This is a genomic window from Reichenbachiella faecimaris (assembly GCF_900176375.1).
GTDB lineage: Bacteria > Bacteroidota > Bacteroidia > Cytophagales > Cyclobacteriaceae > Reichenbachiella > Reichenbachiella faecimaris.
Genome location: NZ_FWYF01000001.1, coordinates 40090 through 63964 on the forward strand (window position 1 = coordinate 40090; position 23875 = coordinate 63964).

Genomic DNA, 23875 nt, shown 5'->3' on the forward strand with positions numbered 1-23875 from the left:
GAGAATCTCAAAGTGACTTGTGAACCAGTACTGACTTTTGAAACAGTTCTACACATATTTATTTCGTTAAGAAAGCATATTTTTTGCCGTAGTCTAGCATTTGCTTAGTGAAGTCCATTGGATAAGTCACTTCTACGTCAGTGATATTTCCCGCGTCATCCATGACTGGCACTAGTTCAGGGTTAATGAATCCACCATAAGGAGCACCTTTCAATTTAGAAGCTCTATCAAGAACCTCTTGATGCAACTCAGCCTCAACCTTCACACCATATCCTTCTACCAGTGCTTTTGCCGCTTCATAATCACCCTCTGACTTAATTCGCTGAGTTTCCCTTAATAATCGACCAAAGATTGCTCTTAATTTTTCGTAGTCATTGACCACAAAATAAGTCTTGCCATCTTTTTGCTTTCTTTCAATTACGTTATCAGCTTTGCCCTGCTCAAAAGACCAGGCAGAAACCCAAGCTCTATTTCTCATGTGGGCCTCTTCTATATCTTCTCCCATCTTCAACCTTCTGAGTTGGGTCATCATACCATTTCTGATATACCCATCATATTCTTCTTTTCCTACTTCCAGACTTTCAATCAGTCCAAGTTCAACCAATTTTGGATCCATCAAATAGTATAGTCCGACTAAATCAGCTCGTCCTTCCTCAATCGTAGAAGCATAGTTTTTCAAAGTTTCTTTTGGTGTACCTATTCCGGCATTTAATCTACCAGAAGCGTGGCCAATCACTTCATGCAAAGCTGTATGCATTTTGTCACCTATTTCTCCATGCTTTTTGGCTCTTTCCATTTCTGCTTCGTCATAGGCAAACTCAGCCAAGAAGCCTGAAGTACCCGCTTTGTCATAGGCATCAATGATGTTGCCTAAGCTCACAGATTTAGACCCGTGTTTTGCTCTGATCCAATTCGCATTGGGTAGGTTGACACCAATAGGAGTAGAGGGAGAGGCATCACCTGATTCACCAGCTACGTTTACCACCTTATAGCTTACGCCAACTACATTTTCTTTTTTGTGCTCATCCATGATAGGTGAGTTGTCTTCGAACCACTGTGCATTTTCAGACAATACTTTCATTCGCTCAGAAGCGTCAAAATCATTGATTTGAATGATGGATTCATAAGATCCTCTGTAACCTTTAGGGTCATTATACACTTCTATAAAACCAAGAATGTAGTCAATGTCTCCTTTGGTGGCTGCTGCCCATACTACATTGTATTCGTCCCAGGTTTTGAGTGAGCCAGTTTTGAAATATTCAATCAACAATTCAAAACCTCTTTTTTGCTCTTCGTTTTCAGCTACTGTAGTGGCTTTCTCTAACCAACCAATCATTTCATCAATAGCTGCACCATACATGCCACCAGATTTCCAAACTTCTTCCTTCATTTGGCCATTTTCATCCCTGACTAATTTGGAGTTCAATCCGTAGGAGATAGGTTCTTCGGCATTTTTATCTGTGATTTGCGCATAGAATGCCTCAACTTCTTCAGCAGTAATATCAGGATCATAAAAATTGGTTGCAGAGCCTACCATGAGCCCTTTGTCAGGATCAAGGTTTACCTTTTTACCATCAATTGACGGATCGAAAATGGTATTGATTGCTTCGTCTGCCAATGCCGTATTAGTAGATTCAAGAAGACTCTGAAAATATTCCTGATTGAATCCAGGTTCAAGCTTGGTCATTGAATAGTGATGGTGAATACCATTTGAGAACCATACGCGCTTGGCGTAGGTCATCAATTCGTTCCAATCTTCACTTTCTCGATCACCTTCATAATTATTGATGATGTTTTCTAAAGCAGTACGAATGGCCAAATTATGTCTATAGTTCTGATCCCAAATGATATCTCTGCCAGATAGGCCAGCTTGTGTTAAATAATAGGCTAATTTTTTCTGGTCTAAACTCAGTTTGTCAAATCCTGGGATTTGATATCTGATCATTTTCAGATCAGCAAATTGCTCTGTTTTCCAAACAAAGTCGTCTTCAACTACTGGTTGTTGCTCTTCCTGGGCAGAAGGAGTACAAGCCCAAGTCAAAGGAATTAATAATAAATAAATTAACTGTTTTCTCATGTCTTAAAGGGTTTGTTATTTAAACAATTTTGCAATATACGATTCATGTTTGAAATGACCATATCTAATTGTTGGGAGTGGATAATATATGGGATGACTAGCTAAAAAGACCGTGTAATTCTACATCAATCTTGGAAACGATGTCTGCGAAATGATCTTGATTTTGGACAAAGTCAATATGATTGACATCAATGATCAGAAGTTTGCCTTCGTTATAGTTGTCAATCCAATCATTGTAGTGCGCGTTGAGCCCTTGTAGATAATCTATGCGAATGGCACTTTCATATTCACGCCCACGTTTCTCTATGTTTTTAACCAGCTTATCTATATCAGATTTTAAATAAATCAAAAGATCAGGAGCTTGTACAAATTTGATCATAGAGTCAAACAACGTCAAATAGTTTTGGTAGTCTCTATCACTGAAATAACCCTGGTGATGCAAACTTTTGGCAAAAATGTAGGCGTCCTCATAAATGGTACGATCTTGAATAACCGTTTTTTCACCTTCTCTCACCTTGTTTATCTGCTCAAAACGACTATTCAAAAAATAGACCTGAAGATGAAAGGACCACTTTTTCATATCTCCATAAAAGTCCGCCAAATATGGGTTGTTCTCTACGGCTTCAAATTCAGCCTGCCATCCATAATGCTTAGCCAACATGGCTGTTAAGGTTGTTTTTCCAGCACCAATATTTCCTGATACTGCAATATGTTTGGGATGATCTGCCATGTGAACAAAGGTAATAGTTGGGTGGATTAATAGTGGCATCAAACATAGAATGTGGATAAATTCTTTCGGTCAGTCAGATGTACAATTTTTGTATATATTTTTGAATCAAATTCTGACAAAGAAGTAAACCATTGGATTTTATAAATAAGGACATTCAGGACTATTCGGCAAGCCATACCACGCAAGCCAGTGAGCTATTGGAGAAGATTGATAGAGAGACTCACTTAAACGTGCTGAGACCACGCATGCTTTCTGGTCACGTTCAGGGACGCATTTTGTCTATGCTGTCTCACATGATTAGGCCCAAACGTGTTTTGGAAATAGGTACTTATACGGGCTATTCAGCACTGTGCATGGCAGAAGGTTTGGATTCGAAAGGAGAGCTAGTTACAATCGATATCAATGAGGAACTCGAACCACTTGTTCAGAAATATTTTGATGAATCACCATATACTGATCAATTGAAATACCTGATTGGTGATGCCATGCAATTGATTCCAACCCTGAATGAAAAATTTGATTTGGTGTTTATAGATGCGGACAAAGTCAACTATTCAAACTATTTTGATTTAGTTATAAATAAGGTAACTCAAGGAGGCTTTATTATTGCAGACAATATTTTGTGGAGCGGCAAAGTGACCTCCACACCAAAGGCCAATGACAAAGACACCAAAGCATTGATCGAATTCAATCAAAAAGTTCATGAAGATTCCAGAGTGGAAAATGTCTTAATGGCTGTTCGTGATGGACTAATGATTCTGCGTGTGCTATGAAGAAAATCCTTATTTGCCTGTCGTGTTTTCTTTCCTTTCAGCTCTTTGCCAGTGATGACATCAGAAAGGTGCGAGTGCCTTCTGAGATCACCTTGGGTGACATGAAACTCAAAATTTCTGATGCAGCCAGGAGAAATATTCAGAAGGATGTAGATGCTTTGACCAAGAGTCCAAAGTTCATGGAAATCAAAGCTGATCGTGCCCGTATTTATTTTCCAATTATTGAAAAAGTATTTAAAGAAGAAGGGGTTCCTGAAGATTTTAAGTTTTTGGCCTTGCAGGAAAGCGCACTGATTTCTGATGCCGTGTCATCAGCCAATGCCGTGGGTTTTTGGCAATTCAAAGATTTTACTGGACGCGAGGTGGGTTTAAGAATTGATAGAAGTGTGGACGAAAGATTGAATATTGTGGCTTCTACACATGGTGCAGCCAAGTATTTCAAAAGACATAATTTCTATTTCGACAACTGGGTGTATACCATCCTTGCTCACATGACAGGAAGGGGTGGAGCAGGAAAGTATGTGGACAAAGGTAATTTTGGAAAGAAAAGAATGACCTTAGATGGAAAAACCCATTGGTATGTAGTGCGCTTTTTGGCTCACAAGATTGCCTATGAAGGAATTACTGGAGGAGCCAATTCAGAAGGGTTGAAATTAGTTGAATATAATAAAGGAAAAGGGAAATCACTTGCTGCTATTGCGAAAGAAGCTAAAGTGGATGAGGAAGAATTAAAGAAATACAACAAATGGCTGAAGACCAATAAAGTGCCCGGGGAAAAGGAATACTCTGTCATGATTCCCGTAAGAGGAAAAGCTCCAAAAATGAAATCTGATCAGTCTGATGACAAAAAGGCAAAAGAAGAGGAAGGAGATGAGGATGGATTGATTTCGGTGAAAATTTACCCATCCATTGATAAAGACCTCAATATCTCAGGTACCATTTATATCAAAATCAATGGACTACCATCCATTCTTGCAAAAAGTGGAGATGGCATCAATGCCTTAGCTAAGAAGGCCAATCTGACGCCAGAGCGGTTCGTAAAATACAATGACCTTAAAATGAATAGTATAATTAAAGAAGGAGAGATATACTATACGAGATCCAAGAGGAATAGGGGTAAAATATACTTTTATACAGTACAGCCGAACGAAACGCTTTGGGATGTTTCACAAAAATTTGGGATTAAACTGGTGAAGCTGGCCAAGCTCAATCGCATGGCCACGATTGACGAAATCAAACCTGGTCGTGTACTATGGCTTCATAAAAAGCGCCCAGCTAATATGCCCATAGAGTATAGAGAATTACCAAAAATGCCAGTGGATGAGGTAATACCAGTCAAGGAAGTGCCAAAACCAATTGAAGAAGAAATTGAAACACAGGAGGAAGAACAGGAGATTTTACCCAGTGAAGAGGAAAAACTTGAGACAGAGCAGATAGACTTACCAGAGGCTAACAATCAAGTGACTCAGGTTATTTCAGCATTAGACGAACCTATGGCTATTACAAATCACCTCGTGATGAAAGGGGAAACCCTCTATGGGATAGCTACTCAAACAGGAGTATCCGTTGCGGATATCATTGAGTGGAACAACTTGTATGATACTTCAATCAAAGTAGGACAAAACCTAATCATCCATGGTTTAGTAGACGAAAACATCCAAACCCCTGAAAAAGCTGAAGTCAATTTTCATGTGGTAGAGCCAGGAGATACCATGTATGGAATCTCAAAAAAATATGGTTTGGAAGTAGCCGAACTTTTGAAGTTAAACCAAAAGGAAAATTTTAATTTGGATGTTGGGGAAAGGTTGAGGGTAAGATAGTCCATATGGAAGCACAGTGGTTACAAAATCCACTGCAACCTATTGTTACGTATATTGGTTATATTTAGCCAGAGGTCGTGGGTGACCTTGAGTAAAGAATCACAACCAGCAAATGATACCTCCTGAATTACCTAATGATGAAAGTCTTCGGCAGAAGGCTGTGGAAAAATACCAGCTGCTCGATACCATTCCAGAAGAAAGTTATGATAACATCACGGCACTGATGGCCTATATCTGCAACGTGCCTATATCTCTAATCACTTTACTGGATAATGATCGTAATTTTTTGAAATCCCACCATGGTGTTGATATCAACGAATCACCAAGAGAAATCTCTTTTTGTGGACACGCCATCAATTCAGAAAATGATATTACTATTATAGAAGATGCCCGAGCAGATGAGCGATTTGCTGGCAACCCGTTAGTCAAAGATTTCAAGGCCGTTTTTTATGCTGGAGTGCCTCTGGTAGACCCCTCTGGTTTTAAACTAGGTACTATTTGTGTATATGATGATAAGCCAAGAAAGCTAAATGAAGAACAGATTATGGCGCTTAAGGCCATGTCCAAACAAGTAATCAACCTATTCGATCAGCGATATAAAAATTTCCAACTGATGCGTTTGCAAAAGCGCCTGATGGGAAGGAACGAAGAACTCAAAAAGTTTGCGGCTACAGTTTCTCATGACCTAAAATCTCCCCTGGCTAACATCAGTTCTTTGACAGATATGCTCGAAGGAGAAAGTCAGGGCAAATTGTCTGAAGAAGCCCAAAGTTATTTGATGCATTTGAGATCATCCTCAAATCAACTTCGAAGGTACATAGATGGTATGCTTGAGTTTTACAAGAGTGAAGAGCTTGTGCATCACAAGGTTGAAAAGGTACGGGTTCAAGACTTAATCAACGATCTAGAGAATATGGCTGTGAATGAGCCCAATGCTAAGTTAGTGTTTGAATGCAATACAAAAAGCATTCAAATCAATAGAGCGGCCATCATGCAAATTTTATTGAATTTGGTGGTCAATGGATTGAAATATAATGGTAAATCTGAGCGCCTGGTGACCATTAAAATCAAGGCCAACCAATCTCTCAATGCTTTTGAAGTTATCGACAATGGTGATGGGATGCCTGGTGAATTTTTAGACCAGGCTTTTGACCTGTTTTCAATTGCAGGATTGAAAGACAGAAGGGGAGAGCTAGGGACAGGCATTGGACTAGCTACTGTAAAGAAATTAGTGGAAAGTTTGGGAGGGACAATAAAAGTGGAATCCAAATCAAATCAAGGTACCACTTTTATTTTTGATACTTGCAATACCTGATTTAATGATCTGTATCCAAGCCAAACTCTTTGGCCAACTTCAAAAGAGCTGGGTTTTTTTTGGCCATTGCTTTGAATTTTTCTTCGGCTGTATATGGGCGACGTTCCTCAGAACCTTCAGAAATTTGATAGTTAAATGCTATTGAAGTATTTTTCAATTCACCTCTCAAATAACCCAATAATTCAACCTCAACTGCTTCTACCATGGCGATCTCAACAGAATTTGTAATGGTCAGCTGAATTTGATGTTCAATGACCTTAATCGGTTTTGACAAGATAATTTTAATGGTGTTGGAAACCTTCTTGTCAATAATATATTGATCTAGTTTTTGACGAACATCTGCTTCAGTTATAGGTGTTTGTAGTTCCTGTTGGGCTAGGTTTTGAGCTTCAGGTTTGGGTTCGTCTGAAGTTGTTTTTTTATTGAATATGGTCTTTAGACTTGGTGTTTTTTGAACTGGAGCAGTGATAGATTTTAGTGGAACTGGTTTTGGCTTAGCTGGTTCGGAAGAAGGATTTGTTGTTGCAACAGAAGTGGTAGGAGCGTTTGAAGCTGCTAAGCTGTCACTTTTTTTTTTAGTTCAGCTGGCGCACCAGCTGATAATTTTAAAGCTTGATCCAAATAGCCCAGCTTCATCAAGGCAAGCTCTACGTGAAGTCTTTGATTCTTGCTCGATTTGAAATTCAAATCCGCCAAATTCAGAATATTCAATCCTGACATCAAAAAGGAAAGGGAAATGGCTTTGGCCTGTTCGAGATATTTCTCTTGAATATTTTTAGAAACGTTGAGCAATTTAACCGTTTCAGGGTCTTTGCATACCATGAGGTTTCTGAAATGCTCAGATAGCCCTATCAGAAAGTTGTGACCGTCGAATCCATTTTTCAGAATCTCATCATAGATCAAAAGTGCCTCAGACACATTGCCCTGATCCAACATCCCTGCAAGTTTGAAGAAGTAGTCGTAATCAAGAATGTGAAGATTTTTAATGGTATCCTGATAGGTGACTTTACTGCCAGATGAGAAGGTGACAATCAAATCAAATATGGAGAGTGCATCTCTGAGCGCACCATCTGCTTTTTGAGCAATCAAATGCAAGGCTTCTTCTTCACAGTCAATCCCCTCCTTCTCAGCTATTTTTTTCAACTGATAGGTAATGTCTTCAACTTCAATTCTGTTAAAATCAAAAATCTGACATCGCGAAAGAATGGTAGGTATGACTTTATGCTTCTCTGTAGTAGCCAATATAAAAATGGCGTAAGCAGGAGGTTCCTCAAGTGTCTTCAGGAAGGCATTGAAGGCCTGATTTGAGAGCATGTGAACCTCATCAATGATATATACTTTATGCGTACCTTGTTGTGGTGGGTATCTCACCTGATCTATCAGGTTTCGAATATCTTCTACTGAGTTGTTGGAAGCAGCATCAAGTTCGTAGATGTTGAGTGTATTGGCTGACTCAGCATTACCTTGGTCATCGAACTTATTGACCATTCGTGCCAAAATCCTGGCACAAGTTGTTTTTCCTACACCACGCGGACCACAAAACAGCAAGGCTTGCGCCAAGTGATTATTGTCAATGGCATTCTTAAGTGTAGTTGTAATATGGCTTTGACCTACCACCTCAGCGAAGCCGAGTGGTCTGTACTTTCGTGCCGATACTACAAAATTTTCCATGGGCGCAAGATAGTAATCAGTGAATAATTTCCACCCAAAATGAGAGGCAATAATTGAAAAAAAACAGGGGAATTTTTTCACCCCTCTTTATGTCCACTTATTGCCTTTTTTGATACGGGCTTATTAGTTTTGAATTATACTTTAAAACAACTCGCTATGAAACATTTAAAACTAATTCTAACTACTCTATTGCTAGTTTTCCTTACAGCTCAAGTCAGTTTGGCTCAAAAGAAGAACTATAAATCAAAGCCACAAAAGGAATCAACAAAGCCTAAAGCATTCCATGTCCATCAGCACGTGATGGTCACTATGAAGGACGGGTCTCAAGTAGAAGCTGTGGTTCACAGTCATTTTTCTAAGAAAAAATATTGGGTACGCCAATGGCACAGCGGAAGAGAAGGTGCAGTGAAAGAAAAATATATCCGAGCTTTGAGCGATGACGAGGTGGCAGAACTGAAAAAGGGTAAGAAGAAATAGATAGGAGTGGCTTAAGCCACTTTTTTATGTAGTACTTTCCAAAGCCACATCCCAATCTTTCCACACAGGTTCATAACCATTAGCTTGCAGCATTTCTTTGATTTCATGAGGAGACCTTTCATCTGAAATTTCAAATTGCTCAAGTGATTGTGGCTCCACTTCGTAGCCGCCAGGATTGGTTTTGGAGCCTGCGCTCATGGTGGTGATTCCAAGTCTGATGGCATGATTTCTGAAAGTGTTGGTTTCTCTGGTAGACAAAGACAATTCAACCTCTTGATTGAAAAGTCGATAAGCACAAATCAGCTGGACTAGTTCGCGATCGTTCATAGCCACTTTTGGCTCCAAGCCACCAGAGAACGGGCGTAACCTGGGGAAAGAGAGGGAATATTTTGTTTGCCAATAGGTACGCTCCAGATAGTCCAGATGCAAGGCTGTGAAAAAGCTATCCACTCGCCAATCTTCCAATCCAATCAATGTCCCAAGTCCCATTTTGTGTATACCAGCTCGGCCTAATCTGTCAGGCGTATCTAGCCGATATTGAAAATTAGATTTTTTGCCTTTTGGGTGATGTTTTTTGTAATCAGATTCGTGGTAAGTTTCTTGATAAACGAGCACAGCATGTAAGCCTGCAGGTATCAACCGTTCATAATCCTCCTGATCTAGGGGTTGTACTTCCATACTCACATTGGCAAAGTGTGGACGAATCCTTTTAATCGCATGCTCCAAATAATCTGTTCCAACGGTTTGATTGGCTTCGCCTGTCACTAGTAACACATGATCAAACCCCAGTTGCTTGATGGCCTGAATTTCTCGTGCTATTTCAATATCATTTAGCGTTTTGCGTTTGATCTTGTTGTCCAGACTAAACCCGCAGTAGGTACAAATATTTTGACACTCATTGGACAAGTACATGGGCGCAAATAGCTGCATGGTATGGCCAAAACGTTGTAAGGTTGATTCATGGCTTTTTTGCGCCATCTGTTCCAGGTAAGGGGCTGCAGCTGGGGAGATCAGTGCTTTAAAATCCCCCAAGGTACGATCAGAATTGTTAAGGGCCGCTTCTACATCAATGGCTTTTTTGCCATAAATGGAAGCCTTCACTTCATCCCAATTGTATTGCTCAAAAAGGTCTTTAAAATTAGGCATCCAAAAAAGCTGTTAAGGGACTGCTGGCCACAGCATTGGAGACTGGTTTGGCGAGTTTGGCTTCATAGGCCATTCGTCCAGATTCTATGGCCATTTTGAAAGCAATGGCCATTTGCACAGGGTTTTGCGCTACAGCAATGGCCGTATTCACCAGGCAGGCATCCGCACCAATTTCCATGGCTTTGGCGGCATCTGATGGTGCGCCTATACCCGCATCCACTACTACTGGCACTTTAGCTTGCTCTATGATAATCTCCAGAAAATCAATGGTTTTCAGTCCCTTGTTGCTCCCAATAGGAGAGCCTAGTGGCATGACAGCTGAAGTGCCCGCGTCTTCTAATCTTTTACATAAAACCGGATCAGCATGGATATATGGCATCACTACAAATCCTTTTTTTGCCAACTCTTCTGTGGCCTTCAAAGTCTCAATGGGGTCTGGCATTAAATATTTGGGGTCTGGATGAATTTCCAATTTTATCCAATTGGTTTCCAAAGCTTCTCGTGCCAGCTCTGCTGCAAAAACCGCTTCTTTCGCATTTCTAACGCCTGAAGTGTTTGGAAGTAGATTGATCCGTTGATGGGCTAAGTGCTTGACAATCTGATCATTTTGATCTTTCACATCTACTCGCTTCAAGGCCACAGTGACCAATTCTGACTCAGAAGCCTCCAGGGCTTCTTGCATGTCTTTGTTGCTTTTGAATTTGCCAGTGCCTGTAAACAGACGAGACTTAAAAGTCTTCCCCGCTATCGTCAAATGTTCCATCTGGAAGGAGTAGTTTAATTTCTTCTATTGTTTCTTTTTTATTGAAAGAGTTATTGATCAATGTGGCCACAGCTATGCCATGACAGCCGGTCAGTTGTAGATCAAAAATATCTTCCATTTCTATACCACCTATGGCAATAATAGGGATATCAACTTCCTGAATGATCATATTATTTAGGATATTGGTATAGCCCCTGATGCCAAGTTCAGGACTCAGATTTTCTTTGGTGGTGGTAAATTTGAATGGGCCTAAGCCAATATAATCTACCACCTTGGATTCGTACAACAACTCCACTTGTTCCCAGGTATTGGCAGTGGCGCCAATGTAAGGTTTGTCGCCAAGAATGGCACGAGCTTCCACAGGATCCATGTCTTCTTGCCCGAGATGCACACCATTGGCGCGGACTGCCTTGGCGATTTGCACATGGTCATTCAGAATTAATTTGGCTCCGTATTTTTTGCAAATGGTTTTGGCTTCAAAAGCCATTTCTTCAATTTCATCCAACTCACGATCTTTCACCCGAAGTTGTACCCAGTCTATACCTGCCGCACAGGCTTCTTTGATGTTGTCCAGATGACTCTTTTCGTCCGTTTCTTGCGAAATGTAGTGTAATCGACTTATCATATTTCTATTGTATAATGTGCTCCCAATTTGTTGATACCACTTTTAAGATAGCTTTCAACGTACCTTTTGCCAAAGGTACAAGCAGTTTTTAATTTCATCCCTTTGGATAGCCCAGCAGCAATCGCAGAAGACAAGACACATCCTGTGCCGTGTTTGCTGTTCTTGATTCTGTGTCCAGCTATTTTAGTTTGATTGCCCTCTTGGTCGATAAGGTGGTCAGACGTATCGTCTCCATCAGTATGCCCACCTTTGAGTAAAATATTGGTTGCAAAAGGCCTCCCTTCCAAGGCATTTGCCAATGATTGATACTCAGGAAGATTAGGGGTAATGAGTAGTATTTGGCTCAATACCTTTGATAGCAACTTTGGGTTTAAATCTTTCAGAAAATCAAAGCCAGTAGAAGATTGTAAAATAGGATCCCAGATGATTTGAACTTTAGGGTTTTGAGAAAGTAGAAGGTCAATGACCTGACTTAATTTTTCCAAATCCTCTATAATTCCAATTTTGACTACTTCAAATTTGTATTTTCTAAATAGTGTATCTAACTGTATCTTAATGCCATCCATATCGTGCCAAATGACCTTTGAAACGTCATCTTCATTCTGAGCAGTGAGCGCTGTTTGCACGGCCATGGCCTGCACCTTGCATTGCTGTAGCGTCTGTACGTCAGCCAAAAGACCTGCGCCGCCACATGGGTCGAAACCTGCAACACTCAATACGATATTTTGCTCGTTGTCAGGCATTTAATACAGATGCTACTTTTTCAATTCTTTTTGACACAATAGAGTCACTCCATAGATCACCCAAAAGAGCCATACCTTCAAAGCCCATGTCGCGCACGACATGTGTCTTGTCTGCGGTCATGCCACCAAGGGCATAAACAGGAAACCGATTGAAGCGTCTTAACCATTTTTTTAATTCCATTTGGTCGAATTCTCCAGCATAACATACCTTGGAAATACTCTCGAAAATAGGACTGAGAAATCCGTAGGACAGGGGGGTGCTTTCATTTTCTATTTCATCAAAGGAATGAAAAGACTTGGAAGCCAAACTTTTGGCATTTACTTCTTGATTGCTTTTGAAGTGTTTGCCACCCAGTTCCATTTCATCCACCAGCTCATGATGGCTATGTAGACTTATTTTGGAATAATATCGGCTATCCAACTGCTCCACATAATCCTTCAGACTTTCAGCACTGGCAAAAGGCTTTCTTACATGCAGCCGTTCTATATTGCTTTGTAGCAATAAGTTACAAGTTTCGATTTCGCCTTTTGCTTGCGCTTCTGGTGTGATGACTATGGTTTTCAATGCTTATTGTTCGAGGTATAGTTCGTTACCCTTTTCTGCAAATTCTTTCGCTTTTTCTTCCATGCCTTTGGATAGGGCATCTGATTCTGCCACTTCTTTTTCGGCTGCGTACTCTCTTACGTCTTGTGTGATTTTCATTGAGCAGAAATTGGGTCCACACATAGAGCAGAAGTGAGCCACTTTAGCTCCTTCAGCCGGAAGTGTTTCGTCATGAAATTCTTTGGCCGTATCAGGATCAAGCGACAGGTTAAACTGATCTTCCCATCTGAATTCAAATCGTGCTTTGGAGAGCGCGTTGTCTCGGTATTGTGCACCTGGGTGACCTTTGGCGAGGTCTGCAGCATGTGCGGCAATCTTATAGGTAATCACCCCGTCTTTCACATCTTTTTTATTGGGTAGACCCAAATGTTCTTTTGGTGTCACATAGCAAAGCATGGCACAGCCGTACCAGCCAATCATGGCTGCTCCAATGCCAGATGTAATGTGGTCATATCCTGGGGCAATATCAGTAGTCAATGGCCCAAGTGTGTAGAAAGGTGCCTCATGACATTCTTTCAATTGCTTGTCCATGTTTTCTTTGATCATGTGCATGGGGACATGACCTGGTCCTTCAATCATTACTTGCACGTCGTGCTTCCAAGCGATTTTAGTCAACTCACCAAGTGTCTCTAGTTCAGCGAATTGTGCTTCATCATTGGCATCTGCTAGAGAACCAGGTCTTAAACCATCACCTAAAGAGAAAGCCACGTCGTAGGCCTTCATGATCTCACAAATTTCTTCGAAATGGGTGTACAAGAAACTCTCCTTATGATGCGCGAGGCACCACTTGGCCATAATGGAGCCACCTCTAGACACAATACCAGTCACCCGCTTGGCAGTCATTGGGACATATCTCAACAGTACACCCGCATGGATGGTGAAATAATCCACACCTTGCTCAGCTTGTTCTATCAACGTGTCCTTGAAGATTTCCCAAGTCAGGTCTTCTGCTTTACCATTCACCTTTTCTAGTGCTTGATAGATCGGAACGGTTCCAATAGGTACTGGAGAGTTTCTCAAAATCCACTCTCTGGTTTCATGGATGTTTTTGCCTGTAGATAGATCCATGATGGTGTCACCACCCCAATGACATGCCCACACTGCCTTTTCTACTTCCTCTTCAATAGAAGATGAAACGGCTGAGTTTCCAATATTGGCATTGATCTTCACTAGGAAGTTTCTACCTATGATCATAGGCTCAGATTCTGGATGGTTGATGTTGTTGGGGATGATGGCGCGACCAGCAGCAATTTCTTCTCGCACAAACTCAGGTGTGATCTTACCTTTTGGTGTATTGGCACCAAAACTGTCTCCCTGGTGTTGATCGTTGAGATGGCCCCATTCTTCTATTTTTTGATTTTCTCTAATGGAAATATATTCCATTTCAGGGGTTATAATGCCCTTTTTTGCGTAGTGTAACTGGGTGACGTTTTCTCCCTGCTTTGCTTTTTTAGGCTTAGCCAAATATTCAAATCTCAATTCGTCAAGAGACCTGTCGTTCAGCCTTTCTTTTCCATACTTGGAAGAGATGCCTTCCATTTCTTCTACGTCGTTTCTGCCAAGTATCCATGGTTCTCGAAGTTTAGGTAGACCCTTTTTTACATCAATTTTAATATTTGGATCAGTATATGGTCCACTGGTGTCATAGACAGTTACAGGAGGGTTACATTCCTTAGGTGCTGAAGGATTGAATTTTAAGACTGTGTCGTTCAAGGATATCTCGCGCATGGCTACTTGAATATCATGAATTTCTCCTTTTACATAAATTTTTTTGGATGCCGGAAATGGATCTCTTGTAATTTTTTCTTCTGAAGGTATTTGGTCTGATTTAGCCATATTTTTTTATTAGCCACCCTGAGTGGCAGTGATGATTAAAATATTGTCGTTGTCTTGTACTTGGTATTGTTCCCAAATTGTTCTGGGCAGGATCTCTTCATTGATCGCTACAGCTATACCACTTTCGTGATAGAGCTGATTGGTTTTCATTAATTCTATGAGCTGATTGTTTTCTGTATGAATCTGAATTTCGCGATCATTGAGTTTTACTTTCATAGTTTGATATTCAAACCAATCATGAAATTGGTACCCGCCTGTGGATAGTAGAAGTTTTCTCTGATTTCTTCTCCACCACCTCTGTAGCCCCAAGTGTAACCATTTGCAGAATACATTTGGTTAAACAAATTGTAGACAGCAAATTTGAGGCTTATTGATTTGAAGCTGTTCCCGGTCAGCGTGTAAGTCGCAATGGCATCACTTACGTAGTAGGCATCCAGTTTGCGAGAATCTGTAGAGGTATTGTCTAGAAACTGCTCACCTACATATTTGTGAATCCATCTAAGATTCAATCCATTAATAGGGGAGTATTCTAAATTTCCTCCTGCTACTACATTTGGTGAGAAGGCAATATCAGTTTTTCCATAAGAGATTACATCAGCGTTATATTCATCCCAACCTATGCCATAGTTGTATATGGTTTCATTGTAGCCATCAATTTTATTCTGACTAAAGGATACATTGGTATTTAGTTTAAGCTTGTCTGCCAATTGATAGCCTAACTGGAGTTCTATACCAGCTCTATAACTTTTGTCGACATTGGTTCTGAGTGAGGATCCAACATCATTCAATTCTCCTGTAACTACTAACTGATCCTTGTAGTCCATCCAAAAGAGGTTGGCGTTGAAAGTGTACTTGGTTGTCTTTCTGTTGTAGCCAATCTCTAAATCTGTCATTTTTTCAGCTTTCGGCGTCGCGGTAGAAACGTTGTCTGTGAAATCATTGCGAACAGGCTCTTTGCTTCCAATGGCTACAGATGCATAAGCACTAGACTGGTCATTGAGTTGTAATTTGACACCAAATTTAGGGTTGAAGAAATTGTAATTATGAGACTGGTCAATAGTTTGAGCATCATTGTCATCACCCTCCATGGTGTAATCCACTGTTCGGTATTGTAAATCTCCAAATAGCGATAGCTGATCCGAAAGGTTGTAGATAGCCTTTCCAAAAATATTGAAATCTTTTTTCAAACTGTTGTTGAAATAATATGGATGACGAATAGTACCATTGCTGGCATATTGAGCCCATATAACTTTCCCAAAATGATCACCATTATATTGATTCCAAGCGCCACCCAATGTGAACTTAAAACCATTATTCGGCAGATAATCTAACGAGAAAGTAGTACCATAAAAGTTGTTGTTCAGCCAACGACGCTGGATCAAGTCTGTGCTTGTAATGGTTTCCGTTCCAATGGTAATGTCATTCAAACCATAATCAGCCAAATCTCTATCAGTCTTGTATTGTTCGAAATAGCCTTCTCCATGAATCAAAAAGGCTGATACATTTAGGGTAATGGTTTCACTCAGATCAAAGGCAGAAATCAATTGATAGTGCGTTTGATCATAGTCATCTATCTCATTGTCATAGGTGTATTGATTGTATGTTCTACCTGAATTCAACAGATTGAGCGAATCTGCCGAACCTATGAAGTTGCGTGCCACGTAGGCGTTCATTTCATCAACGTCATGATCCATTCTTGATTCAGGGACACCATACCAAGCTTGATAAGTAGTTTCATGACCTGAGAAAATGTTGAACTTAACTAGCGATTTCTGTCCATAGTATCCACCAGACAAAAAATAGGATTTTAAATCAGTAGTAGCTCTGTCTACATAACCATCAGATGTGATCTGTGATAAACGACCATCAAAAGCGAATTTGTCAGCAATTAGCCCTGTGCCAAACATAGCAGTATGTTTTCTAGTATTGAAAGAGCCAATGGAATTGTCCAGAGTAGCGTATGAATTTCTGTTTAATCCTTTGGTTTCAATGTTTACTGAAGCTCCAAAAGCACCAGCTCCATTAGTAGAAGTCCCTAGGCCTCGCTGTACTTGTATAGAAGAAACAGAAGATGCGAAATCAGGTAGATTTACCCAGAAGACCTGTTGAGACTCCGGATCATTGTAAGGAATGCCGTTGAGTGTCACATTGACTCTCGCAGGGTCACTGCCTCTGATTCTTATTCCTGTATATCCCACACCTGCACCTGCATCAGACGTAGTGACTGCTGATGGAGTCATTTCAAGGAGGTAGGGTAGATCTTTGCCTGTGTTGTTCTCTTCAATTTCCTCTTGTTTGATTTCATTGAAAGTCATTGGCGTTTTTGTAGTCGCTCTGGTAGAAGAAACAACTATCTCCTTCAAATCTACCGTTTTGATGGAATCTGGTGCAATTGCTTTTTGCGCATACGCGATGGTGCTACACAGCATTGCTACGGCAAATAAATACTTTTTCATTACAGATTTTTCTTAGTTAATACTTGACAAAAGCTAAGGGCACTCTTGTCTTTAGCGTACCACTACATCCCTTCGACCGCATTATCGGCATCAGGTTCTATGGGTATAATCTCAGCCTGTAGGTATATTCTATTTAGGCACCCCCTTATGAGACAAAGGTAGGAGAATAGTTTTAAAAAAAGCAAACTTGCTAGCTAAGTAGTTAATTGAGCACCAAATTATTTGATTCGAATTGTGTGTTTAAGGTAGATCAAAATTTTGATATGGAGGTTTTAAGAAAAGATAACATCTTACTATGCCAGAGCTATGTAGGTGAATTTTAGATTCGACACATGAAAGTTTATGGGTCTCATGTTCTTAAAATAGTGTATTTACTGGTTGATTTTTTTTATTTCATTCTCAACTATTCTAATCGCTCTTTTTGTTCGTAGAAGTCCAAGTCCTGAAATGATTTCAAATGGCTTATTGCGTGATTCTAGCTCTTGTTTATAAATATCGAAAATGATATCCCTATCATGTGGGTTTTCTCTTAAGGGGTCAGCTTCCCAAGCCATATCAGGCAAAAGTAAAAGATAAAGATCTGCAGTTCTAGTATTGTAGTGATCCAGGATGTACGGGTCACATTTCTTGTATTTCCATTCTGACCAAACTTTTATTACCTCTATGCTGGTGTCAAAAAAAGCCAATGATGCCCCATTAGACAACACTTCATCCTCGTTATTGATCTGTCCTTTTGCGATTTCCAGCAAATCGTCGTCTTTATAGCGGCGATTCAGGTCCGTTAGGTAGGTCCTGGCGTATTCGGGTAGCCATGGTTGTTCGAAGTACTCACTCAGTTGTCTAGACAGAGTTGACTTGCCCGTGCATTCAGGTCCAGTGATTACGACCTTAAAAGTAGGTTTGGTGATTTTTTCCATGCGAGATAGCCCGACACTGCCATGGCAATGTATATGCCGTATAAAAATGAATAAAAATAAATGCCTTTGTAAAAATAGATACCACAGGCCAAAACATCTACAATAAACCAATAATACCAATTCTCTAGTTTCTTTTTGGTCATCAACCAAATACCAGTAACGCTTAGAATAGAAGTGGTGGAGTCCCAATAGGGAAGTGCCGCAGGAGGAATGTGACTCCAGACGAAATGGATATGAGCTAAAAAGTATCCAAACCCTAATATTCCCATTATTGATAGAAGCAAGATGTAAGCGTTTTGCATTAAACTATAGGTTGTGATGGGTAGTTCTTTTTCATTCTTCTTTTTGCCAAACACCCAGAAATACCAGCCATAGATATTGAGGACTAGAAAAATTAGATGAAGTAAAAGGTCTCCATAGAGTTGTATTTTCCAGAAGACTACAAAAGAAACTATCACGTAAAGGATACCAGCAGGCCATGTGAGTATGCTTTCTTTGATTAAATACCATACGGCTAGCAGTCCAAAAACAAGTCCAAAAAACTCATATAGGTCAATGCTAAGTGCATAGCTCAGTATTTCTTGAACTATTTCATTCATGCAATCGGTTTTGATACCTAGGTGCAATGATAAGCATTGCTTTGGAAATGATAGAGTATGTCAAAAAAGGTTTATATCATACCTTCTCTGATACTTCTGGAAACAAGCTCGGAGGTGTTTTTACAATCTGTTTTTTTTAGTATGTTTCTCCTATGAGAGTTTACTGTATTGGTAGAAATAAATAATTTATCCGCGATATCGTCTGTACTATAACCAAATGATATGAGTCTGATAATGTCTCTTTCCCTAAAAGTAACTTGTTCAGTGATTAGTTTTTGTTCACTATAGGTTTTGAAAAAGATAGTTTCGTATTCATTTTTTTCATTGAGTATTTTGGCTGTTGCACGAATAGGTAATGGACTGGCAGCAGATGGCAGTACGCTGTAATGTGCTAGACCAATGACTGGCTTGCCTTCCTCGTCGAAGTACATTGGTGTGGTATGCTGTAGGATGGGCTGATAAGTGCCATCGCCCGTTTTGATTCTATAGTTCCAGGTGTAACTGACTTTTTTCCTATCCATTACGTCTATGTCGGACATGGTAAAAGCCATCAAGTCATTTAAAGATTGAAGCCAGAGATTCATTTCTTCAGGGTGCATGTGCTCCCACCAGAAAGTCATGCCTTGTTGGCACATGGTTTCAGTGTCTAATCCAGTACTTGGATGAAAGTTTTTACTTACGTATTCAAAGGATCGTGTAGTGGTATTGGTTATGCAAAAGAAGGTCGTACTATGCGGGATGTATCTATCTAGCTCTTTGAGTTTTGAGATGTGACTTTCAAGAAAGTCACCCTTGAACTCTTGATATGTCTCAAATATTTCTGAGTAATCTGAAATGATTCTACTATCCATGTAACTTCTACCTTAAGCGGGTTAAACATTGAAATCAATTCTGGGATATGTTTACAGCCTAATATCTAGGATTAATTGCTCATTTGAAAGAAACTATGTGAAATAAAGCAAAAAATGATGGCCTTTTCATATCTGACATGAGATCAATTAAATATATCTCCAGCATTCAATATGAAATAAATTTATGACGGGCTTTCAACTGCATCCAAAGTGCTTACACCTGCGTCATCTTCTATATAGCCAGCAGAAACTACTTCTCTTTGAATCATATATGAATTGTCCTGATGACAAATGTGAGAACAACCAATAGATAAGGCTTCTCCTGGTTGAAGTTGGTACATACGAATCATTTCATTGATGTCGTTACCAGGAAGTCTAAATTTTGCTTTGATCACTGCTGATATGGATCTTTCAATATTTTTGTTTTCCATTATCAATGAAATACCACAATCTCCTTTTCCACAACTACCATTCGCATATATACTTAAATCATCAGATGCTTCATTGCCGAATGCGTCTCCATGGAAATCCATCCCACCTCCATTCTCAGAGGCAAGGGCGAGATTGTAAATGTCCATATAAGTTAACTCACTCGTATGTTTCTCCTCTGGAGGAGCAGAAGGGTCTGTTGTTCTTTTGCTACAAGAGCAAATACTTAGAAAAAGTACCAAGATAAGAACAGACTGTTTATGCATGAGTAGTATAGCGTTGAATTTGTTGCAATAATAATTAAAGTTAACAGGAAATATAATCACCAACGATAGGCATAAACAAGCATCCATGATTTTTTGTTTCATATCTCTTGGCAGGATCAGTGAAAAATCGTTGAATTTCTTATTGCCAAGGGATATGTGTAACTTGCGGGTATGAATATTGTAAGAAGTTGGAGAGAACAAAAAATCATGCTTAAAATATGGTTTCCTGTTTTGAGAGATCAGGACTTTTTGTTTGAACCTGGAGAGAGAGAACACATGTTGGATCGGCTTGCTGCTAAATTGAGTAAGACTCGTGCCGAACTAGAGACAGTATTTGCAGAGTTACAGCTCTATTAATTTTTCTCTTTGGGATTTCCCGCTCACTTCTTATTTGAAATTTTATTCACCACCACCTGTATTAGCAGCACATTCTCAATATGGCTTGAGAAATATTAACTTTTTAACTAATTAAAAAATTGAACTGACATGGAAAATCATGTATTAGACAATCTTAAATATTCATATCTCTGGAATAAGTACCGTCCTATGGTTCTTAAGCTGATGAAGGATGCAGCAGACAAGCCTCAGCAGTATAAATTTCAGAAGCACGAGTTTCATGATATCAACCCTAAAGAAAAGGGAGGGCATTCGTTTAGCATGGAATTGTCTAATGGTCGTCCAAGCAAGGAAGTGAAGACCTCAATGGTGGCCAAGAGCCTATTTGCCGTCTTGGATCAATCAATGACTGCTGTGGACTTGTCTCAAGGGGCTATATATGAGTTTTCTATGGACAAGCAGTACAATCTGGAAATCACGCTTAAGGAAGCCAAAGAAGAAGTAGCTGAGCCTGAGGAAGTAGCTGCAGTTGCAGAGGAAGCTCAAGAGAAATAATAATATTGGTGACGGGCCAGTTCCCACGGCCTAGTCATCACTATTTATGCAAATAGTCACACTTACTCATCTTTGACTTGCGTCTTATCGTATCTTTAGTGCTTCAATGACGTGCTAAAGTGCAAAACAAAAACGCTATAAAAATTTACTTTGGAAGATTGCCCATTTCAGCTGTCGCAGTGGCTGGATTGGTGAGTGTGGTGACTATTTTTCAGTTATTACAGCAATATGCCTATCATCTGGCCAATGGATTTGATTTCGATTTCAGTTGGCGAATCATTAGTGCAAAACTGTTAATTGGCAACTTATTATGGGCAGGTTTAAGTCCACTTCTTTTGTCACTGGCAAGGTCACTGACAACGTTTAATAGGTTGTCATCTAAAAACCTGATTCAATTAGTTTTAGTTCTAGCTATTGCGTTCCTGCACAATCTTTCATCTTTGTGGTTGTACAATTTCAGTTATTATCTTCAAAGTGGCTATATGCGTTCATTTTTTGGAGATAATAATCGTTCAGATTTAATCACTGGGTTTTTCACCAGCTTGATCGAATGTGTGGTGATTATAGGCCTGTTTATGGCCGTGGATTATCAAAGGAAGTTGGCGAACAAGGAAAGGGATTTGGCAAAAGCTCAACTTGACGCACTCAAGATGCAGCTACATCCTCATTTTATATTTAATACCCTACATTCAATTTCATCCATGATTGATATGGATATGAAAAAGGCGCAACGCATGATTACTAAAGTGGGCGATTTACTCAGAAGTATGCTTGCCTATGATGAGATAGAATTCGTGACTTTAAAAGAAGAAATAGACTTTATTCGTAATTATTTGGAACTGGAGCAAATTAGGTTTCAGGACAGAATGAGCATTTCGTTTGATATTGATGACCGCCTGGCTCAAAATAAGGTACCGAGTCTCATTTTACAGCCATTGGTAGAGAACTGCATTAAACATGGTGTATCGAAAAGCACAGGCCAGAGTCATATTTTAGTTTCGGCGACTATCTGTCAAAATGGGACTAATCATCAATGGCTTAAATTGGAAATCAACAATTCTGAGAGCAATAGAGCATATCTTAGTCATGGAAATGGCTTCGGGATTGGATTGCAGAACGTAAAGAAAAGATTGGCACAAAACTACCCTGAACAGTATTTTTGTGAATTTGGCCGTGTGGATGACAAGCATTACAAATCTGAAATTAGAATACCAATTAAGACATGATTAAGTGCGTAATAATAGACGACGAATATTTGGCACGCGAGAGGCTCAAAAAATTGCTTAATAGTCAATCTGATGTGGTGGTAATTGGTGAGGCAAGAAATGGTCAGTTGGGAGTGGAACTCATTCAGACCAAAGCTCCTGATTTGGTGTTTCTTGATATCCAAATGCCAGATTTGGATGGATTTGGAGTGATTAATAAGCTTGACAAGATTCCATATATAGTGTTTACTACTGCTTATGATCATTATGCACTTAAAGCCTTTGATATACACGCTCTGGATTATTTGCTTAAGCCATTTGACGAGGATCGTTTGGATGATTCTTTGAAGCTTGTACAAGAAAGAATAAGTGCAGATCAATCAGCATTGTTGACGAATCAGATGAAGAGTTTATTGAAGACGTTTGACCGTCCAAACGACCAATTCAGGTACTCTTTTTTGATAAAGGAAAAAGGGTTTGAAAATGAGGTGCAAGTGGATGATGTTATTTACATGGAGACTCAGGGCAATTATGTAAAGCTTGTAACCACATCGCGACATTACCTCTTCAGGATTGCTATGAATATATTAGAAACGGAATTGGATCCTAAGCACTTTGTCAGAATTCATCGTACGTATATCCTTAATAAGAATTGGATTGTAAAACAGAGCTATCAGGGCAATAATGAATTTCAATTTACGTTGAAAAATGGATTTAAGGTGAGTTCTTCTCGTTCATTTAAAAAGCACATCACAGCGCATACTGCTGATCAGTAATGACTTTTAAATCAACTGTATTGCATCATCTTTCAATACAACAAGCTTCTGTTTATACAGAATTCCTAGTGAGCGTTTGAAATTTTTCTTGCTCATCTGAAGCATCATTTGAATTTCTTCAGGTGCACTTTTGTCGTGAAGAGCTAACGTGCCATTGTTCAATTTTAGTCTCTCGATAATTTTAGCTGCACCATCTTCTAATTGTTCTAGACCAGTCTTTCTTAGGCTGATGTCAATCTTGCCATCCTCACGAACTTCCTTTACAAATCCTTTCATTTTAGCCCCTTTGAGCAATTCTTGAAAAACTTCGTTTTCATAAACTAAGCCTTGGTATTTGTTGTTCACAATGACTGAAGTACCAAGAGTTGTAGTTTCCCCTATGATTAAGTCAACTTCTTCATTGCTCTCCAATTCAATATTTTCGGATTCTATATAATAATGAACCTTGGCACTGCCAGCCAGACGTTTAGTAATCTGATCCAGATAAACGTACACCATGTGCCATTGACCTGGGCGCATGTTTTTTTGCTGTTCGCTGAATGGAACGAGTAAGTCCTTTTCTAATCCCATGTCCATGAATGCGCCAATATTATTCACGTCTTTCACTTCTAGACAAGCAAATTCGTTGCGCATGACTTTGGGTGTGAGTGTAGTCGCTACTATGCGATCTTCAGAATCCGTGTATACAAATACGTCCAACACATCTTCGTCTTTGGCGCCTTCAGGGACATATTTGTTGGGCAGTAAAACCTCGTTTTCTTCGTTGTCGATTAGTATGGCTCCAGGAGGAACAATTCGGGCTATTGTGAGTGTATTGTATTTACCAATTTCGATCATGTGGCAAAACTAGGTCTTTTCATAAGAAAACCTCCAAGGTTTTTAATCCTTAAGGGTTTAAAACTATT

The 23875-nt window shown here is 39.7% G+C and carries 25 protein-coding genes and 1 riboswitch; of the genes, 8 read left to right on the plus strand and 17 right to left on the minus strand.

Features of this window, described 5'->3' with window-relative positions; all coding sequences use genetic code 11:
• Positions 1 to 58 precede the first annotated feature (58 nt).
• On the minus strand, positions 59 to 2077 hold the full coding sequence (locus tag B9A58_RS00145; RefSeq protein WP_084370396.1) for a dipeptidyl-peptidase 3 family protein: 2019 nt from the start codon (positions 2075 to 2077) through the stop codon (positions 59 to 61).
• A 97-nt stretch (positions 2078 to 2174) separates the two neighbouring features.
• The gene (locus B9A58_RS00150; RefSeq protein ID WP_245826947.1) at positions 2175 to 2846 is read right to left on the minus strand and encodes a deoxynucleoside kinase; all 672 of its coding nucleotides are present in this window, start codon (positions 2844 to 2846) and stop codon (positions 2175 to 2177) included.
• Positions 2847 to 2938: 92 nt separating this feature from the next.
• On the opposite strand from B9A58_RS00150, the gene B9A58_RS00155 reads away from it, so the two are divergent.
• The 3 genes from B9A58_RS00155 to B9A58_RS00165 all read left to right on the plus strand — a co-directional run bounded on the left by B9A58_RS00155 (position 2939) and on the right by B9A58_RS00165 (position 6715).
• Positions 2939 to 3580: an O-methyltransferase gene (locus tag B9A58_RS00155; protein ID WP_084370398.1), complete on the plus strand. Its 642-nt coding sequence runs from the start codon at positions 2939 to 2941 to the stop codon at positions 3578 to 3580.
• Positions 3577 to 5400 (plus strand): LysM peptidoglycan-binding domain-containing protein, encoded by a 1824-nt coding sequence (locus tag B9A58_RS00160; protein ID WP_084370399.1) that lies wholly within the window; start codon positions 3577 to 3579, stop codon positions 5398 to 5400. Before B9A58_RS00155 ends, B9A58_RS00160 begins: the two co-directional genes overlap by 4 nt.
• A 112-nt stretch (positions 5401 to 5512) precedes the next feature.
• A complete protein-coding gene (locus tag B9A58_RS00165; protein ID WP_084370400.1) occupies positions 5513 to 6715 on the plus strand; it encodes a sensor histidine kinase in 1203 nt (400 codons plus the stop codon).
• A gap of 1 nt (position 6716) precedes the next feature.
• Here B9A58_RS00165 and B9A58_RS00170 read toward each other — a convergent pair whose 3' ends face one another.
• A complete protein-coding gene (locus B9A58_RS00170; protein ID WP_084370401.1) occupies positions 6717 to 6989 on the minus strand; it encodes a hypothetical protein in 273 nt (90 codons plus the stop codon).
• A 281-nt stretch (positions 6990 to 7270) separates the two neighbouring features.
• The gene (gene dnaX, locus B9A58_RS00175; RefSeq protein ID WP_084370402.1) at positions 7271 to 8386 is read right to left on the minus strand and encodes a DNA polymerase III subunit gamma/tau; all 1116 of its coding nucleotides are present in this window, start codon (positions 8384 to 8386) and stop codon (positions 7271 to 7273) included.
• A gap of 156 nt (positions 8387 to 8542) precedes the next feature.
• Here dnaX and B9A58_RS00180 point away from each other — a divergent pair, with 156 nt between their 5' ends.
• Entirely contained in the window at positions 8543 to 8863 is a 321-nt protein-coding gene (locus B9A58_RS00180) for a hypothetical protein (protein WP_084370403.1), read from the plus strand.
• Positions 8864 to 8887: 24 nt separating this feature from the next.
• On the opposite strand, the gene thiH is transcribed toward B9A58_RS00180, so the two are convergent.
• The 12 genes from thiH to B9A58_RS00240 form a co-directional block, all read right to left on the minus strand.
• On the minus strand, positions 8888 to 10009 hold the full coding sequence (gene thiH, locus B9A58_RS00185) for a 2-iminoacetate synthase ThiH (protein ID WP_084370404.1): 1122 nt from the start codon (positions 10007 to 10009) through the stop codon (positions 8888 to 8890).
• Positions 10002 to 10772 carry a thiazole synthase gene (locus B9A58_RS00190; protein WP_084370405.1) on the minus strand — a complete coding sequence of 257 codons (771 nt, stop codon included), beginning with the start codon at positions 10770 to 10772 and terminating at the stop codon, positions 10002 to 10004. Before B9A58_RS00190 ends, thiH begins: the two co-directional genes overlap by 8 nt.
• Positions 10738 to 11397, minus strand: coding sequence for a thiamine phosphate synthase (locus B9A58_RS00195; RefSeq protein ID WP_084370406.1), 660 nt, complete (start codon positions 11395 to 11397; stop codon positions 10738 to 10740). The genes B9A58_RS00190 and B9A58_RS00195 overlap by 35 nt, the downstream gene beginning before the upstream one ends.
• Positions 11394 to 12140, minus strand: a complete 747-nt coding sequence (locus tag B9A58_RS00200) for a hydroxymethylpyrimidine/phosphomethylpyrimidine kinase (RefSeq protein WP_084370407.1) — start codon at positions 12138 to 12140, stop codon at positions 11394 to 11396. The genes B9A58_RS00195 and B9A58_RS00200 overlap by 4 nt, the downstream gene beginning before the upstream one ends.
• The gene (locus B9A58_RS00205) at positions 12133 to 12705 is read right to left on the minus strand and encodes a thiamine phosphate synthase (protein WP_084370408.1); all 573 of its coding nucleotides are present in this window, start codon (positions 12703 to 12705) and stop codon (positions 12133 to 12135) included. The genes B9A58_RS00200 and B9A58_RS00205 overlap by 8 nt, the downstream gene beginning before the upstream one ends.
• A gap of 3 nt (positions 12706 to 12708) precedes the next feature.
• Positions 12709 to 14580: a phosphomethylpyrimidine synthase ThiC gene (gene thiC, locus B9A58_RS00210; RefSeq protein ID WP_084370409.1), complete on the minus strand. Its 1872-nt coding sequence runs from the start codon at positions 14578 to 14580 to the stop codon at positions 12709 to 12711.
• Between the two features lie 9 nt (positions 14581 to 14589).
• Complete coding sequence (gene thiS, locus B9A58_RS00215; RefSeq protein WP_084370410.1) at positions 14590 to 14796, minus strand: sulfur carrier protein ThiS; 207 nt, start codon at positions 14794 to 14796, stop codon at positions 14590 to 14592.
• Complete coding sequence (locus B9A58_RS00220; protein ID WP_084370411.1) at positions 14793 to 17036, minus strand: TonB-dependent receptor; 2244 nt, start codon at positions 17034 to 17036, stop codon at positions 14793 to 14795. Before B9A58_RS00220 ends, thiS begins: the two co-directional genes overlap by 4 nt.
• A gap of 48 nt (positions 17037 to 17084) precedes the next feature.
• A riboswitch (TPP riboswitch) is annotated at positions 17085 to 17191 on the minus strand.
• 216 nt (positions 17192 to 17407) lie between these two features.
• Positions 17408 to 17953, minus strand: coding sequence for an AAA family ATPase (locus tag B9A58_RS00225; RefSeq protein ID WP_084370412.1), 546 nt, complete (start codon positions 17951 to 17953; stop codon positions 17408 to 17410).
• Positions 17917 to 18552 carry a nicotinamide riboside transporter PnuC gene (gene pnuC, locus B9A58_RS00230; protein WP_084370413.1) on the minus strand — a complete coding sequence of 212 codons (636 nt, stop codon included), beginning with the start codon at positions 18550 to 18552 and terminating at the stop codon, positions 17917 to 17919. Before pnuC ends, B9A58_RS00225 begins: the two co-directional genes overlap by 37 nt.
• 71 nt (positions 18553 to 18623) lie before the next feature.
• Positions 18624 to 19403 carry a LuxR C-terminal-related transcriptional regulator gene (locus tag B9A58_RS00235; RefSeq protein ID WP_084370414.1) on the minus strand — a complete coding sequence of 260 codons (780 nt, stop codon included), beginning with the start codon at positions 19401 to 19403 and terminating at the stop codon, positions 18624 to 18626.
• 182 nt (positions 19404 to 19585) lie between these two features.
• Positions 19586 to 20098, minus strand: a complete 513-nt coding sequence (locus tag B9A58_RS00240; protein ID WP_084370415.1) for a hypothetical protein — start codon at positions 20096 to 20098, stop codon at positions 19586 to 19588.
• 171 nt (positions 20099 to 20269) lie between these two features.
• On the opposite strand from B9A58_RS00240, the gene B9A58_RS00245 reads away from it, so the two are divergent.
• The 4 genes from B9A58_RS00245 (at position 20270) to B9A58_RS00260 (ending at position 22970) form a co-directional block, all read left to right on the plus strand.
• Positions 20270 to 20455 (plus strand): hypothetical protein, encoded by a 186-nt coding sequence (locus B9A58_RS00245; protein ID WP_084370416.1) that lies wholly within the window; start codon positions 20270 to 20272, stop codon positions 20453 to 20455.
• Positions 20456 to 20584: 129 nt separating this feature from the next.
• Complete coding sequence (locus B9A58_RS00250) at positions 20585 to 20989, plus strand: hypothetical protein (protein WP_084370417.1); 405 nt, start codon at positions 20585 to 20587, stop codon at positions 20987 to 20989.
• A gap of 119 nt (positions 20990 to 21108) precedes the next feature.
• Positions 21109 to 22215, plus strand: coding sequence for a sensor histidine kinase (locus B9A58_RS00255; RefSeq protein WP_084370418.1), 1107 nt, complete (start codon positions 21109 to 21111; stop codon positions 22213 to 22215).
• Positions 22212 to 22970, plus strand: coding sequence for a LytR/AlgR family response regulator transcription factor (locus B9A58_RS00260; RefSeq protein ID WP_084370419.1), 759 nt, complete (start codon positions 22212 to 22214; stop codon positions 22968 to 22970). The genes B9A58_RS00255 and B9A58_RS00260 overlap by 4 nt, the downstream gene beginning before the upstream one ends.
• A gap of 6 nt (positions 22971 to 22976) precedes the next feature.
• On the opposite strand, the gene B9A58_RS00265 is transcribed toward B9A58_RS00260, so the two are convergent.
• The gene (locus B9A58_RS00265; protein WP_084370420.1) at positions 22977 to 23807 is read right to left on the minus strand and encodes a CvfB family protein; all 831 of its coding nucleotides are present in this window, start codon (positions 23805 to 23807) and stop codon (positions 22977 to 22979) included.
• Between the last annotated feature and the right edge of the window lie 68 nt (positions 23808 to 23875).